Here is a 15,509-nt window from a genome sequence, read left to right as displayed (position 1 = left end):
GGACGGGCGGCTGGTGCCGCCGCGTCGGGACGCGGCGGCACCAGACCCACGGATGCGGTTCCGGTCAGGCGACGTTGGTGGTGCAGGCGCCGCAGGTGGACCCGCAGTTGTCGTCGGTCAGGTTGACCAGGCCCGCCGGGTCGGCGATCTCGACGAAAGAAACGTCCAGGTCGAACCCGTCCGGCGCCGCCGGGGCCTGCGGGCTTACCTCACTGCGGCTGGGAACTACGGTGCTGAGCGACATGCCTCACTCCTCGTTGTGGTGCGGTTGTTGTCGGGCGGTCGTGCCCACCAGGTGTCGCCGGGAGCTTCGCTCCTCGGACGGGCTCGCGGCCGATCTCGGCGGTGGACGGTTCGCACGGGAAGGTCTGGTGGTGGGCGGGATGGCCGACGGAGACGGCCTCGGTTGGCGTTCTCAGACTCGTCATGGGGATGGAGCCTCCGTGTGGTCTCGGTGCTTCGCCCACCCTGCGGACCCTCAGCGGGGTAAGCCGTCAACAGCCACCGGGACCGGTCGGGTTGCGGGCGGCCGACACCCACACAACCCCCTCCCACCGCCGCCCGGTAAGGGTGATCGGCCGCTTACCGAGCGGAGGCGCTAGGGTGATTTGACCTCCTCTTTACCTCGCTCTCAGGGGCGAGGTGGCGCTACCGTGCGGGCATGGACACCACGCGCAACACGGTCCTTGAGGCGTGGATGGCCGAACACGGGTACAGCTCCAACAGCCTTGCCGACGCGGTGAACAGCGCCATGGAGAGGCTGACCGGGCGACCCGGCGGACTCGACGGCTCATCGGTCCGGGCCTGGAAGGCAGGCCGGGTCACATGGCCGAAGTCGGTCACCCGTAAGGCACTTGAGGATGTCAGCGGCCTGCCCGCCGTCGCCTTAGGGTTCGTGCCACGGACGCGGCGAGCGACGACCGCCTCGGCCGTACCGCAGCAGGAGGACTCCGACATGAAGCGTCGAAGCCTCGTCGGCGGCATCGCCGCTGCCGCTGCCGCGGCAGCAGCCCCCGGCACCGCTTCGCGCCGCATCGGCATGAGCGACGTCAATCGCCTGAACCAGCGTTTCGCCGAGATCATCGCCAGCGACCACCGGCACGGTGGGCAACTCGGCATCGAGCAGCGGGCCGCCGCGCTCGCCGACGAGGCGCTCAACCTCCAGAACGCGGGGAGCGCCACCCAACGCGTGCGCAGCAGCATCTACGCCTCCGCGGCGGCCTTCCGTTCCTCGGCGATGTGGGCCGCCATCGACGGCCGGCGCTACGACATCGCCAAGGGACACATGCGCGAGGCACAAGCCCTCGCCGAGATGTCCGGCGACCAGGCGATCAAGTTCCGCATCTGGAGCCACGCGGGCACCATGTACCGGCACATGGGCCGTCCGGCCGACGCCATCGCCGCCAACGACGTGGCCCGCAACCTCCACCTCACCCGTCGCGATCCCCTGTTCGCCTCCCTCGGCCTGGCACGGCAGGGCGCCATCCACGGCACGGCGCAGGACCGCACCGGCGCCCGCCGTGCCTTCGGCCAGGCCCAGGAAGCCATGCTGCGAGCCGATCCCGCCGACCACCGGCCGGTGTGGTTGCTCGCCTTCTACGACCAGGCCGAGTTGGACTCCCTGGCCCTCTGCGCGCACCTGGCGCTCGGCGACTACCCGGTCGCCGAATACCACGCGCACCGCTGCCTGTCGGCCCTCCGCCCGCACATGGTCCGCTCCCGGGCCATCGCCACAACCCGGCTCGCCCATGCCCAACTCGCCCAGGGCGACGCGGACGCCGCCACGGCGACCGCGATCAACGTTCCCTCCGACGCAGCCACCCGGCACGCCCGAGTGTCGCGGATGCTCCAGGAGTTCGGCGCCGCGCTCCGGGCCAAGGCGCCTGGCAGCACCACCGCCCAGACCTGGACCGAGCACGCCGCCACCTGGAGGATGGCCGCATGACCACGGCACCCGCCATCGAACTGCGCACCTTCACCACCCTCGACCCCGTCCGCGGGGATCTTCTTGACGTGTATGCCGAGGTGCGCGCCCCTCTGCTCCACCTGCCGAACTACGCGGTCACGGCGTTCGGTGAGCGCCTCGACCGGCACGGCATCGAGCCGGGCTTCACGGCCGTCGTCGCCTACGCGGACGGGCAACCGGTCGGCTACGCCTACGGCAACACCATCGAGCACGGCGACCGCTACTGGCAGCGCACCAACCCGACGCCGCCGACGAAGTACACCGAACACCCGGCCGTAGCCCTGAAGGAGATCGGCGTCAGCCCGTCCTGGCGCAAGACCGGCACCGCGCGCCGCATCCACGATGCCCTCCTCGCCACCCGCGACGAGCCGTTCGTCACCCTCATGGTCAACCCGGTGGCTGGCGACGGGAAGGTCCACCAGCTCTACCGGTCATGGGGCTACGAGGACATCGGCCACAGCCAGCCGTCCCCCGCCTCGCCGGTCCTTACGGTGATGATCCGGCCCAGCCACTAAAACCCCGGGCCGCCACAGTCCGCCTTCCGGGGCCAGCGGCGCAGACGCTCCCCTTCGGCCGCAGGCTCGCCCAGCAACAAATTCCACAGAAAAAGGGCAGGGCCAGTCAGCCTCTCGTCGCCAACCGTCGGGGCGAAGGTCCAACCCCCTCGCCTGGATGAGCCTCCTTGGTACCCACGTGCGGTTGGTACGCCTCAGGGATCGGGACAGGCGCGACGGCACGCGGGACCCTCAGCTGACGCACGGGAAGCAAAGAAGGCGCTCCCGCCAACAGGCGAGACCTGGCTGACGCCCCGCCCAATTCAAGGTCTCTCACAATTGTCCGCCCCAGCACCTCTGCAAGTAGCGGGGGAGTCGCGTTACCCACCATCCGCCGACCGGCGCGGAACGGCTGATCGATGCGCCATTCATCAGGGAAGGTCTGCAAGCGCATTTGCTCACGTACAGAAAGGGGACGATTTTCCCAGTGAAACGGCCCGGTGCTCGGCCCGGGAGAAGCCGGCAGAGTCCAGGACGGTCGATCCTTGGCCAGCTTCAACAGGAACGACCAGTACCGGGTTCGCCAGCCGAAGAGTTCCTCACCGTTGCCACGGGCCGTGAGATGGAGATAGTTACCACCTTCTGGGATGGAGGGCAGTAGCGCTGCCCATTGCCCCGTAGCAACAGGCTTCTCATCCTCCTCAAGATCCCAAAGCACGTCCCAGGCCCGCATCGGGTTGCCTGCGTGGGTCGCCTCCGGCAGGTGAACCTCTGCACCGTCCCGATACGCAATGCCGATAGCCCGACGTCGACGCTGAGGCACCCCGTAGTCAGCTGCATCAACGACCTTGGCCACCATCCTGTAGGAAGTGCCATGCCGATCGTTGATACCCGCGAGCCCCTCGTCAATGACCTCGGAGGCATTCCCCTTCCCTCTCAGGAACCCCTCAACGTTCTCGACGAGCAATGCCCTCGGGAGGAAACTCTCAAGCAGGTCGAGCATCCCATGCACACACTTGGCTCGGTCGTCTTCCATGCCGCTGCGGGCAGTCGAAGCCCACTGCGCAGCCTTTGAAAACGGCTGACAAGGCGGCCCCCCCGCAATGAGGTCGAGTTCCCCGCGCTTCATCCCTAGCGCTCGGGGGGTAAGGTACTGGGCAGCAGTGTTGACGTCACCGTTGCCAAGCATGGCCCATCCCGGCCGATTGGCTGCGAGCACGGCCCTGGCGTCAGCGTCAACTTCCATGCAGGCGACGGTAGCCAGCCCAGCCCTCTCCAGACCCACGTCAAGGCCACCCGCTCCTGTGAACAGAGAGAGCACCTTCCCTATGGGCCGGGTTCGCGCTGACGATCGTGCGGCGGTCAACGGAGGCACTCCCCGAAGTAGTTTTGCTCAATGTCTTGACAGAGGGAGCTCACCGGAGAAAACCGCGGCTGTCAAGGCAGTTGGGCAGTTAAGCGGGCACAGACACCCAAGAATATCCGACATATGTTCGAAAAGCGACCAGTGTCCCACCGATGGGCTAACGTCTTCCTACGCAGACGAGGGGGTTGCCCATGGACTATGACAGCTGGAACAGAGTTCTCACGGAACACTTCTTCCCCCTCTGTGAAGCAGCAGCGCCTGTGTACTTGTCGGTAGACGATGCCCTGCTCACCGAACTGCTGACCAGTCACACCCAGACTGCCACAACGCTCCCGACTGCAGCCGAGAACTTCCAAACTGCCATCAGGAGCCGGGTCTTCGGGCGCGACCCCTTCGAAGGCATCGCCTCCCGTGCTCGCCGCTGGCGCCGACACGGGGCTGCGGGCAACCCGCCCTTCATCGCACTCCTCGCAGCAACAGTGCTCGCAGCCTCCAGGATGAACCGCTCCGACAACACTGCAGTCGGCAGGTTTTCGTACTACGGCCCGCTCCGCGAGCTGCTCGGGCTGTACGAAGGCTCCGGCATGCCGGACGGCTACGACGTGATCGTCCCCACCCTGTGGGATCACCTGAAGTGGTGGTTGACCGACCATGAACAGGGCCGCCGCGGCCTGCCCTCCGCTATTCCCCATCCGACCCAGGTCAACATCGGCTGGTCCCTGTCCCAAGCCGTTCTGGTCGGATCGGACCGCGCGCAAGTCGGGCTGTTCCTGTCAGCGATCGGAGCGCAGCCGGGGGATTCGGTCCCCGAAGCGGAACTCCTCGCCCGGTTCCAGGAATGGGTACGGCTCAACCGGCCCAGCCCGCGAATCCAGCGCGCTCTGGCATCGCCGGAGTTGCGACCGATCCTGGCGAGCATCCTGCAGCAGGAGCTCACCCACTACGACGGGCTCCCGAGAAACGCCGCTGGCTTGCCGTGTGTGCCCTTGTCTCTCACGACCGATGCCGGCGGCTTCCCGTACGGCATTGCAGCCCACATCCCCTCCCACCTCCGTCTCGAATCGCTCAGCCTGAACGGCGACGTCATCAGGGTACCCCCAGGCGCGGAATGGTTACCTCTTATGCCTCCGGACCAGAAACTCACTCCCGGATCGGCACTCGAACTGGCCGTCGACACCGCCACACTGATGCTCCCCGCTCGCGACCTCTACGTCCTCCAGGCCAACGACCTGGTCGGGAAGTGGACGTCCGTCAATACGGCGGAAATCGGGGTGCCCCATCGGGTATTGGTGAGGACTGCCTTCGCAGCGCAGGCCGAGGCGGTGATGCTTGCCTGTGGGTCAGACCCCGTACGTCAGCCCCGCAGAGTTCAGGTGCCGCCCGGCTGGACGTTGTTCAGCGGCTACACACCGACCCGAACCGCGGCGGCCCGAGGCGTCGTCGGCCCGCTGGCCCCACTGCACCAGCAGTTGGCCCGCCTGTCCGGCGGCCTCCGCATCGATGGCGGCAAACAGACCTACCTCCTCGGGTACGCACCCGACCTTGTTCTGCCGGCGACCCCCGATGACCATCCGCGCACCGTCACCATCGACGGGGTGCCGTTGCCGCCGGTTTCCCCTGTCTCCACAGACACGATCACGATCCGGCTAGCGGATCGAGTGCAGTCCGTCGGCGAGCACGAGATCGAGGTCGGGAATCGCAAGCTCACCTTCACCCTGGTCGAGCGCTACCGGGAGAGCGTTGCCCTGCCACTACTAGCACTACCTCCGAGGAGCGACAAGCTGGCCACCATCCCCAGCAGGATCCCGAACTCGGCAAGCCCGTCGACGCCCGCCCCCTGGCTGCCGCCTGGTCATTTGTCCGGCTCGTTCTTCGGAAGCTATCACCGCGACCCGCTTCCCTCGACGAGCCTCCTGCGCCTCGGCGGCTCGATCTACGCCCTGGGCAGGAATCGTCTCGCTGCCCAGCTCGTTCCCGAAGCGCCAGCCTGGATCGCCACCATGGACCACGTGCCTCACGCGATCGACATCGAACCGCTGCTCGTTGCTCTGCCTTTCCAAGCTCTATGGCTGCTTCAGGTGACCAGTTCCCAGAACGCCAGGGCCTGGCGGGCCCCGATCGTCAAAACCGGCTCGTCTGGCCTGTATGGCGCGCCTTCAGGGAGCTGGACAATTCTCAGCCGAGCCGACTGGCGCAGGCTGACCTCGGGAAACATCACCACCACCGCAGTAGCTTGTGCACAAGACTGGACCGACTACACGGCAGGGAAGTGAATGGTGCACGACGAGCTGCTCCTGTGGTGCTCCGAACGTGGCGCCGGGAGCTTCGATGCCTTCCGCGACACGTACACATGGCTGAGGAAGGGCAAGCAGGAGAGTTCCACGCTGGACTGGCGCATCGCGCTGTACAACCTGCAGGTTCTCGGCCATGTCGAAGTGGACTGGGAAGCCCGGATCTGGAGTGTGACGCCACCGGTCCTCACCACCTTGCCCAATTCCGGAGGCCACGCGCTCCTCGTGGGGCAAAGGCCGCTCTGGCTCATACAGCGGCTGGAACGGCTGCATGAAGACCCCGACCCTGACATTGCCGCCCTCGCGCAGTCCGTGGTGTCACTTCCGCCACATCGGCAGGACGACGGCCCGTCGGTGCGGATGGTGACACTAACGGATCCTGAGGAATGCCGCGCTCTCTGCGAGGTACTCGGCATCGCCTTCGAGGACCGTGCCGCGGATCAACTCGTTCTGCGTCTTCCCCGCTTCCAAGAAATGCTCACCGAGCGTGGCGTACAGCGGGGGCCCGGCGGCCTCGAGCCTCAGAAGATGTCCGAGGGGGGAAGTGACATCTGGACAGATGTCGAAGGCCACGGCGAACCACCTCTCCACGGCGCCTACCGATATCAGCGCTACAACACCCATCGCTATATCTACTGGATCGGCAAGAGCGGCTTCATCGCCGACAAACGCACGGTGGTATACGCGGAACTCGCGCGCGCAGAACGCTGGGTGCTGCGGTACAGCCCGCTGCGGCGGGAACTTTACGCCCCGAAACGCATGCAGCTACCGCATCTCCACGCCCGCGCCGCCGTGCTGCGCAGCGGGCTGCTGCCGCAACTAACCGCACTCGACCCGCAGACAGCGCCAGACCGGCAGTCAATCCCTGAGCACAAGAGCTACGTCAGATACGTGAACATTGACGAGGCATTCGCCACAAAATTGACCGAATCCCTATACCAGGAACTTCAGTTCGTCCCCTAAGTCCGGACCCCGTGAGGATCTTGATGTCTGGCATCTCCCCGTCGGCCGTCCACGGCCAACTTGCCGAGTACTTCCAGCGGTACTACGACACCGCCTACTCCCTTCGCGACTCTTCGGTGGGCGAGGAACTCAGAGAGCTACTCCGCACTCCCGGGGTCCTCTTTCAGGAGCCGTATCTGGAGCTTTTGCCTCAATACGTGCAGTCAGCCCAGACCCTGGAAGAGCTGACGGCGGAAATAGGACTTCCGGAGTTCGCCGGACTTCTAGGAGCCGGTCTGCTCCGGGGAATCCCCAGGCTCTACACCCACCAGGCGGAGGCGCTGAGGGCAAACAACCACGGACGGGACATCGTGGTGACGTCCGGAACCGGTTCCGGAAAGACCGAAGCCTTCCTCGTCCCGGTGCTAGCCAGACTGACCAATGAATCCCGTCAGTGGGCACCGGCAGGGCCCCAGGGTGCCGAGCAGCCTTGGTGGCGCACGTCACAGCACTGGCAGGCGCAGCGCCACGGAAGCGGTCGCCCCTCGGCCATGCGCGCCATGTTCCTCTATCCAATGAACGCGCTGGTGGAGGACCAGCTGATCAGGTTGCGACGCAGCCTGGACGCGCCGAACGTACGCGACTGGTTCGACAGGCACCGTGACGGCAACCGCTTCCACTTCGGACGCTACATCGGCCGTACCCCGGTTGCCGGCCCGCTGGAGCTAGCTTCCAAGCCGAACTCCTCCAAAATGAAGGAATTGCGCAGGACTCTGTCCTCGATGGAGGACCGAAGCCGCCAGCTGGAGCAGCGCATCGCGGACGGCCTTGTGGAGGACGAGGACGCCCGCTACTTCCTCCAGCGCCCCTTCGGAGCCGAGATGCGTTCTCGCTGGGACATGCAGGTCGCTCCGCCGGACATCCTCATCACCAACTACAGCATGCTCAACATCATGCTCACGCGCCGAGACGAGGATCCCATCTTCGATCGGACCCGTGACTGGCTGAAGAGTTCCAAGGACCACGTCTTCAGCCTGGTCGTGGACGAACTCCACATGTACAGGGGCACTCAGGGCACTGAGGTCGCCTACCTCCTACGCAAGCTTATCGACCGGCTCGGGTTGTCCACCGATTCCGACCAACTGTCCGTGATCGCCACCTCCGCCTCCATGAATCCGGAAAACCCGGTGGACCGGAAGTTTCTGAGTGACTTCTTCGGACGGTCAGCCGACCGCTTCTCCGTGCTGGTCGGTGAACGCGTCTGGACTAAGGGCAGGACCGATCTCATGCCCTGGGCAGACACCGTCGGCCAAGGAACAGGTGCCCTGCCGCCACTCCCTGACCGGCATGCGGCGCTCCAGGCCGCGTTCAGAGCGAGCGACGAGGACCACTCCCCTCGAGCGAAGCCGCTGACCGACGTGTCCGCCAAGCTCTTTCCTGGCCTCGCACCTGACAAGGCGCTGGCCGCTACCGACGCACTCATCTCGTGCCTCGACGGGGAGGCGGATGCCGGCTCGCGATTCCGGCTCCACCTGTTCTTCCGGAACGTCACCGGCATGTGGGCGTGCGCGGATCGCAACTGCTCGGAGGTCCAACCATGCACCGCAGAGTCGCCGGCGGAACGCCTGGTCGGAAAGCTCTACAGCAGGCCCAGGTATGCCTGTGAATGCGGCGCTCGCGTCCTGGAATTGCTGTACTGCGACACGTGCGGAGAGGTGTTCCTCGGCGGATTCAATTCTCCGATCATCGGCCACGATCCTACCAGGCGCTACCTGGTCTCCACCGCAACCGATCTCGAATCCCTCCCGGACAAAGCGCGCTTCGATCGCACCGCCGATGTGTACAGCATATTCCTGCCCACTGCGGGAGAACGCTCCGATCTCGACGTATCGCCGCACAAACATAAGGGTGGCCGACCGGGGGCAAAGAATCGGCCGGAATACACGTTCACCTTTGTTCCGGCCGTGCTGGATCCCGTGAGTGGCAAGGTTGGAAGCTACCCGGACAAGGAGAACAACGGATACCTGCTTGTGGCACAGAGCCAACCGCAGGGCCACCTCGGGAAGGTCCGCGCCTTTCCTACAGTCTGTCCCTGCTGCGGGGAAGACAAGGAGATCTTCAAGAACGTCCGCCAGTTCGAGGACCCGTCACGGTCCCGGTCCCCCATCCGCACCATGGGTACAGGTTTTGAGAAGTCCAACCAGGTCCTGACCGATGCCCTCAAGAGACAGCTGCAGACGAAGATCGTCGTCTTCTCGGACAGCCGACAGGACGCCGCCCGCATCTCCGCCGGCTTGGAGCGATCGCACTATCAGGACTTGGTCAGGCAGCTCGTGATCGCCGCCCTCGACCATCCGCAGGATCTCGTGGCCCTAGCGGCAGAGTCCTTCAAGGGGAACCAGGCAGGCCAAGCCGCGCTAGCCCAGCTCGCTGCGACTGGTTCACCCGAACTGGTCGCAGCAGTGGTCGCCATCGCTCATGACAACCTCACCCCCGAGCACGAACGCGTACTGGCGGACTACCGAGCCCAGCAGAAGGGCCCGACGCTTGTCGAACTCGGCAACGGAGTCAGCACGCAAGCAGTCACATACGGCGTGCATCCGGGTGGACCCTCGTTTTCGCTGAGCGCAAGCACCGAGTCACGGAGCTGGACCAATCTCTACGATTGGACCAGTGGCGGCCCCGTCCAACGGCCCGATGCTTCCCTCACCAACGATCTGCGCGTCCTGAGTTCCGAAATCCACCGGACAGTGCAGGCACAGGTCCAGCAGGCGGTCTTTGCGGGAGGCGGCCGCGACTTGGAGTCGCTCGGCATTGGCCATGCCGCTCAGGACGTCGCCTTCAAGAGCCGGCTGCTCGATGACGAGGTCTTCCGCCAGGCGTGCCTGTCCACGCTGAGGCTGCTGGGTGTGCGCCGCCAGTTCCAGGAGCAGCGGCCTGAGCCGCCGGCGAATCTGCACACGGCAGCGAGGAAATACATCAACGCCGTCGCACAACGTCACGAGGTATTCCCCGACGCGCTGGTCCAGGAGGTGAAGAATGCACTCGGTCTGAGCGACGCGGAGCCCCGGATCGAAGGGCAGAAGATCAGGATCGTCCTGGCCGGCGGGACAGAATGGCGCTGTGAACGCTGCACCAGAAGGCACCTGCACGGCTCCGCGGGCGTCTGTGCCTTCTGCCTCAGCTCACTTCTCGTTGCCCAACCCCTCGACCCGGATTCCGTCACCCTGGACGACTACTACACTTTCCTGGCCCGCGAGGCCGGGATCCCCTTCAGGCTCCACTGCGAAGAGCTGACGGGCCAGACCGACAACGATGACGCGCAAGCCCGGCAAGCTCTCTTCCAATCGGTCTTTCTGAGCGGGAAGGAGATCGAGTTGGTCGATGAGATCGACCTACTCAGCGTCACCACCACGATGGAAGCCGGCGTCGACATCGGCGCACTCCGCGCGGTGGTAATGGCGAACATGCCACCACAGCGCTTCAACTACCAGCAGCGTGTGGGCCGGGCTGGCCGCCGACTCGATCACCTCTCCATCGCCCTGACGCTCTGCCGTGGCACCAGGACCCATGACGACCACTACTTCCAGCACCCCTATCGCATCACCGGCGACCCCTCGCCGAGCCCATACGTGGATCTCGATCGCCTGGAGATCCTGCGCCGCTGCTATGCCGCTAGCCTGCTGACTCTCGCCTTCCGGTCCGTCGAGGGAACGTCCGGCTGGGATTCGGGACGCAATGTCCACGGGCCCTTCGGGACCGTCAGCGGATGGCCACTGGTACGGGATGACGTCCGCGCCTGGCTGGCCGGGAACGACATCGCTAAGAGACACGCGGGCCAGGTTCTCCTACAAGGGGCGTCTCCTGGCGCGCCTTCGGTGGATGACCTGGTCTCCTGGGCCACTTCCCGCCTCTACTCCGAGATCGAGGAAGTGGCGACGAACGCGCCGGACGCGGGTCCACTCAGCCAATCGCTCGCGGAGCGCGGAGTGCTCCCCATGTTTGGATTCCCCACCCGGGTCCGCAACCTGCATCATCAGAGGCCGCACGGACCGGAACTCACCGACGTCATCGACCGGGACATCGACATCGCCATCTCGGAGTGGGCGCCCGGCGGTGAAGTGGTCAAGGACAAGGCATTGCACACAGCAGTCGGCCTCGTGACCTACGAGCCTGCGGGCGGGCAGTGGCTGCCCGGCAAGGCTCCGGACAGTGATCGTCTCACGGTGGGAATCTGCGCCAAGTGCCTCTCCGTCAATCTCCGTGAATCCGAGCATTCGTGTCCTGTGTGTGAGGCCACCACAGGAGAAACCGGCGACTACCGGCAGCTCCCGTCGTGTCAGCCTCTCGGATTTCGTACCAGCTACACGGCTCAGGATTACGACGGAACCTTTGAGTTCACACCACGCGCGTTCTCCGCGCGCCTCACCCTCGACACGACATCAGCGCTCGTCCCACGCTGCACGCAGGCCGCTGAATTCAGGAGTGGCGAGGGACGCATTGTGGTGGTCAACGCAGGAACTGGCGAGGGATACCAGTTCGGCAAAGTCAAGGGACACGACGGTCTGCTGGACACGAAACTCCTGGCCGATGCCGACCGCGCGAGAGATCTAGGTCTGCCCACCCAGCCTTCGGTCAGCAACGAGGAGAAGCTGGCACTGGCCTCGGTGAAAATGACCGACGTTCTCTTGGTCGGCCTCCGCGAGCAACCCACCGATCTGGCTCTTGACCCGAGACGCATGGCCGCAAGGGCTGCCTGGCTTTCACTCGGCACCGTTTTCAAACTCGCTGCCGTCAGGCTGCTGGACATCGACGGAAGAGAACTCTCGGCGGGTCTGTACCCCGTCCGGGGAGAAGAGGAAGGAAGTGTCCAGGCAAAGGTCTTCCTCTCGGACACTTTGGAGAACGGTGCCGGATATTCGACCTGGCTGGGGAAGCGCCCTGCCGAATTCCTGCTCGCCGCGCATGAGGTCGCTGCCGATCTCACCCGCCACCGCTCCGGCAGCTTGGTAGCCGCGCCGTGCGACTCGTCCTGCTACGACTGCCTGCGGGACTACAGCAATAGCGCCTACCACCCGCTGCTGGATTGGCGCCTGGCCACGCAGATGGTCGAACTGCTCGATGGGGGGACCCCGGACTTCGCCGCTGAGGAGGTCTATGCGTTCGAGCGCGTCGAGCAGTTCGCCAGAAGCTTCTCGCACTGGAAGGCCGATTCCTCCCACGGCCTGCCAGTCCTGAAAGACATCCAGCATGATGATCTCGCTGTCCTCATCACTCATCCTCTTGAGTCCTGGACCGGTCCCGCCCGCTCGAAGCGTGTGGCCCGAGCACTGGCCTCACTGGAGGCAGAAGGCTTCGAGGTGTTCGAGTCGTTCGAGAACCCGGTCCTGGACAGCGAACCGCCACAGCGCGCGGTCGTCGCGGTCGATACGTTCGAGCTGCTTCGGCGGCCCGGCTGGATCGAGTCGAGACTACAGAGCCTATTCGACTGAACGGTCGAGTAGCTGGCAGGGCCCCCTTTTTCCTGGGTCCTGCCAAATACCACCGACTCTCCCGGGCTCGCACACCTAGCAGTTCGCTCCTATCGGTTCTGGTGGACATACGTCTGGAGTATACTGATGCATTTTCTTGTAGTGCCTCGCAGCGCGGGCTTCACCGTGCCGTCCAGTCTTCCGGCACTCGTCCTCCGGCGCGACTACTGGGATGATTTCGGATTCGAAACCATGTTCGACGCTTATCTGTATCCTTCCCAAACAGAGGCGTCCATCGACTTGGGATCCGTCAAGATCATAAAAAGAGGGCAGCGCGGCGGCCCCACCGAGATCCCCGAAAGTTTCGTCCAGCTCGATGACAGCTACTGCTCACTCGGGCAAGCATTTTCCTACTATGAAGCGCTGCACGGACTTCCAGATGAATTGCGCGACAGAATTCTGTTCGGGCTCCGCGATATCGCTATCGATCCCTCACTCAGGGAATCGTTCGCCAACGAGCCGGCGATGGCCGCCTCACTCCTGCGCTACGGGAACGCCGAACTCGCACTGAGAGATGCCACAGCCCTGTTCGGAGGATCGATAGCCCCACGGGACAGTGCGCTCGCGTTCACGTTCAGAACGAGTGTCGGAGGGGATCCCTTCTCCATTCACTTTGGTTTCGCAGACCGCCACCCCCTGCCAGGCCGCATCAACGTCGTCGTGGGTTACAACGGATGCGGAAAAACGCAGCTCCTCGCCAACCTAGCCAACACCGCGCATGCAGACCTCACCGACCGAGCTGACGAGGGCTTCATCCGGCGGTACGGAGAATTCCCCGAAGGAGCCGGTGCGCCACGATTCTCCTCGGTCATAGCCATTTCATACAGCGCTTTCGACACGTTCGACCTGCCGGGGAAGAACCGACAAGAAGAGGATCGGCTGGAATCCAGCGGCGAGGTCTCCGGATATACCTATTGCGGCCTTCGGAGATACGATCGCAGTCTTGGTCCCGACGCACCGCGCACCGGGGCACTGAAAGGTGCCGAGGAAATCCAAGCTGACATCATGTCCGCCCTCGTTAGGGCTAGTACGCCCGAGCGTAAACTGAGACTGGCAGCAGTCCTTTCTCCGCTGAGCCGAGAACCCTCGTTTAAACGGGTCGAGTTGTCCGACACCTTCGCCTTCGACAGCGATTCGTGGCGGGATTCCTTTTCTGGCCTCAGCACCGGACACAAACTCGTGCTCAACATTGTTGTGCAGCTTGTGGCCCACCTGGAGCCTGGATCACTGGTTCTCATCGACGAACCCGAATCCCACCTGCACCCTCCACTCTTGGCTGCCCTGCTCAAGAGCATCAACATATCCCTGGATCAGTTCAACTCCTACGCCGTGATGGCAACGCACTCCCCGGTCCTCCTCCAGGAAGTCCCCAGACGTTACGTCAGGGTCCTGCAGCGATTCGGAGGTCTCACACTCGTCGCCACTCCGGAGATCGAGACTTTCGCAGAAAATGTAGGACTGCTCACACGCCACGTATTCAACTTGGACAGCAGCGCGACCGACTATCACTCAACCCTCCGATCCATGCAGGAGAGTTTGCACCTGGATGAGATCATGGAACTGTTCGACGGCGAGATGAGCGCACAGTCCATTTCTTACCTGGCGAGCATCAGTCGCGATCGGCCGGGTAGATGATTCGGCTCCCCCGCCCGGACAGAGACCGCTTGGCCGATCTTGATCTCGCTGTGAGCCGGAGACGACCGTCCTCTCGACGTGTCCTCATGGGAGTGCGCACGGGAATCATCGACGCCTATGGCAACTACGAGGACGTGCTACGAGATATTCGCCGGTTTACGTCGCTTGCCCACGGTTCGGATGTTCTCACTAAAATCCTTCTGGGAAATTATGCGCTTCTGGACAGGGGTCGCCCCCTGGAAGATCTCAGAAACTCGATCTTCCGGACAGCCCTGTCCCGCAACTCTCGGTGCCCGCTATGCGAAAGAGCCCAGGTCTGCGCCCTCGACCACTTCCTTCCAAAGAATCACTTCCCGGAATATTCAATCCTAGCCGACAACCTTATCCCCGTTTGCGAAAGATGCAATCGACTAAAAGGAGATGAGTGCGACACGGTAGACGGGCTGCTCATGTTTCATGCATACTTCGACGAATTTCCGGACATCGAAATATTATTCGCGGAAGTGAATGTCGACAACGTCGTCTCAATCAGATATTCTTTGCATCCCTCCGATGAGATTGACAACTTCACCTTCGAGAGGGTCAAAAAGCAATTCAAGATACTTGGCCTTTTCGATTTCTATCAGATGGAGGCCGTGGCCGAGCTGACGGATCAAATTGATCTATACGATGAAACATATGACTCCTTTGGTGATTCAGGACTCTGGTCGACTCTTGGCGCCTTGGCCCGGGGGGCGGAGAGGAAGGGTATAAATCACTGGAAGGCGGCACTTTATCGCGCCCTATCCAGAAATGCAGAATTCTGTAGCGGCGGATATCGGAAGCTACTCGCAACGCCGATGAACTGACGGCGTCAAATCTGGCCGGCGTCCCGAGAATGGAAACTCCTTCATCTGACTCCGTGGCTTCAAACGCCTCCGCGTCCGTTAGGAGAGACGCGCAGACGTCCATGATTCCTTCCGAAAATTGGCCTCCTCATAGCCCACCAATAACTCGACTCATTGTGTTACTGAGAGCTCGTAACAGGATCGTGACTGGCTCTTCTGCAGGTTTCTCCAGCAGATGAGGCTGCAGGCCAACGAGATGATGAGTTGGAATCGAAATTCCCGCCGGACGCCGAGGTTCGTTTGCCCACGCACTTTATGTTCGCTACTCCCTCGCTAGCCTTGATCTTTCGCGAGGGTCCGCCGACGGAGTCGGTGGACCTCGTGCTTTCCGGAGCTGATGGCGGGCAGGCTGGTGACCCGGTTGTCGCGTCGGGTGGGCGCCGGGTTCCACTGCCCG

Annotated in this window: 9 protein-coding genes and 1 pseudogene; 7 read left to right on the top strand and 3 right to left on the bottom strand. The window is 63.7% G+C overall.

Annotated elements, in window-relative coordinates; genetic code table 11:
- Nucleotides 1-64 precede the first annotated feature (64 nt).
- Together D7318_RS29000 and D7318_RS35070 are read right to left on the bottom strand one after the other, a co-directional pair.
- Nucleotides 65-244, bottom strand: coding sequence for an FxLD family lanthipeptide (locus D7318_RS29000; RefSeq protein WP_120700216.1), 180 nt, complete (start codon nt 242-244; stop codon nt 65-67).
- A gap of 73 nt (nt 245-317) precedes the next feature.
- Nucleotides 318-428 (bottom strand): annotated as a pseudogene (locus D7318_RS35070) (ATP-binding protein); the annotation flags it as partial.
- A gap of 233 nt (nt 429-661) precedes the next feature.
- On the opposite strand from D7318_RS35070, the gene D7318_RS28990 reads away from it, so the two are divergent.
- Nucleotides 662-1,945 (top strand): XRE family transcriptional regulator, encoded by a 1,284-nt coding sequence (locus D7318_RS28990; RefSeq protein ID WP_120700215.1) that lies wholly within the window; start codon nt 662-664, stop codon nt 1,943-1,945.
- Nucleotides 1,942-2,481, top strand: a complete 540-nt coding sequence (locus D7318_RS28985) for a GNAT family N-acetyltransferase (protein WP_183091659.1) — start codon at nt 1,942-1,944, stop codon at nt 2,479-2,481. Before D7318_RS28990 ends, D7318_RS28985 begins: the two co-directional genes overlap by 4 nt.
- 106 nt (nt 2,482-2,587) lie before the next feature.
- Here the strand turns inward: D7318_RS28985 and D7318_RS28980 are convergent, their stop codons facing one another.
- Nucleotides 2,588-3,781, bottom strand: coding sequence for a DNA cytosine methyltransferase (locus D7318_RS28980; protein WP_183091660.1), 1,194 nt, complete (start codon nt 3,779-3,781; stop codon nt 2,588-2,590).
- Nucleotides 3,782-4,017: 236 nt separating this feature from the next.
- Here D7318_RS28980 and D7318_RS28975 point away from each other — a divergent pair, with 236 nt between their 5' ends.
- The 5 genes from D7318_RS28975 to D7318_RS32515 all read left to right on the top strand — a co-directional run bounded on the left by D7318_RS28975 (nt 4,018) and on the right by D7318_RS32515 (nt 15,073).
- Nucleotides 4,018-6,099 (top strand): hypothetical protein, encoded by a 2,082-nt coding sequence (locus tag D7318_RS28975; RefSeq protein WP_147437866.1) that lies wholly within the window; start codon nt 4,018-4,020, stop codon nt 6,097-6,099.
- The gene (locus tag D7318_RS28970) at nt 6,100-7,080 is read left to right on the top strand and encodes a hypothetical protein (protein ID WP_120700212.1); all 981 of its coding nucleotides are present in this window, start codon (nt 6,100-6,102) and stop codon (nt 7,078-7,080) included.
- Nucleotides 7,081-7,103: 23 nt separating this feature from the next.
- Complete coding sequence (locus D7318_RS28965) at nt 7,104-12,551, top strand: DEAD/DEAH box helicase (RefSeq protein ID WP_147437864.1); 5,448 nt, start codon at nt 7,104-7,106, stop codon at nt 12,549-12,551.
- A 126-nt stretch (nt 12,552-12,677) separates the two neighbouring features.
- Complete coding sequence (locus tag D7318_RS28960) at nt 12,678-14,225, top strand: AAA family ATPase (RefSeq protein ID WP_120700210.1); 1,548 nt, start codon at nt 12,678-12,680, stop codon at nt 14,223-14,225.
- Nucleotides 14,226-14,317: 92 nt separating this feature from the next.
- Nucleotides 14,318-15,073 carry an HNH endonuclease gene (locus tag D7318_RS32515; RefSeq protein ID WP_147437862.1) on the top strand — a complete coding sequence of 252 codons (756 nt, stop codon included), beginning with the start codon at nt 14,318-14,320 and terminating at the stop codon, nt 15,071-15,073.
- Nucleotides 15,074-15,509: the final 436 nt, after the last annotated feature.

The sequence above is a fragment of the Streptomyces radicis genome, from assembly GCF_003626575.1.
GTDB lineage: Bacteria > Actinomycetota > Actinomycetes > Streptomycetales > Streptomycetaceae > Streptomyces > Streptomyces radicis.
This window is presented reverse-complemented; position numbering and strand designations above follow the sequence as displayed.

Excerpts from the sequence above, each read along its gene's own strand:
- D7318_RS29000 (WP_120700216.1), bottom strand. The coding sequence starts at position 244 with ATGTCGCTCAGCACCGTAGTTCCCAGCCGCAGTGAGGTAAGCCCGCAG.
- D7318_RS28990 (WP_120700215.1), top strand. The coding sequence starts at position 662 with ATGGACACCACGCGCAACACGGTCCTTGAGGCGTGGATGGCCGAACAC.
- D7318_RS28985 (WP_183091659.1), top strand. The coding sequence starts at position 1,942 with ATGACCACGGCACCCGCCATCGAACTGCGCACCTTCACCACCCTCGAC.
- D7318_RS28975 (WP_147437866.1), top strand. The coding sequence starts at position 4,018 with ATGGACTATGACAGCTGGAACAGAGTTCTCACGGAACACTTCTTCCCC.
- D7318_RS28970 (WP_120700212.1), top strand. The coding sequence starts at position 6,100 with ATGGTGCACGACGAGCTGCTCCTGTGGTGCTCCGAACGTGGCGCCGGG.
- D7318_RS28965 (WP_147437864.1), top strand. The coding sequence starts at position 7,104 with ATGTCTGGCATCTCCCCGTCGGCCGTCCACGGCCAACTTGCCGAGTAC.
- D7318_RS28960 (WP_120700210.1), top strand. The coding sequence starts at position 12,678 with ATGCATTTTCTTGTAGTGCCTCGCAGCGCGGGCTTCACCGTGCCGTCC.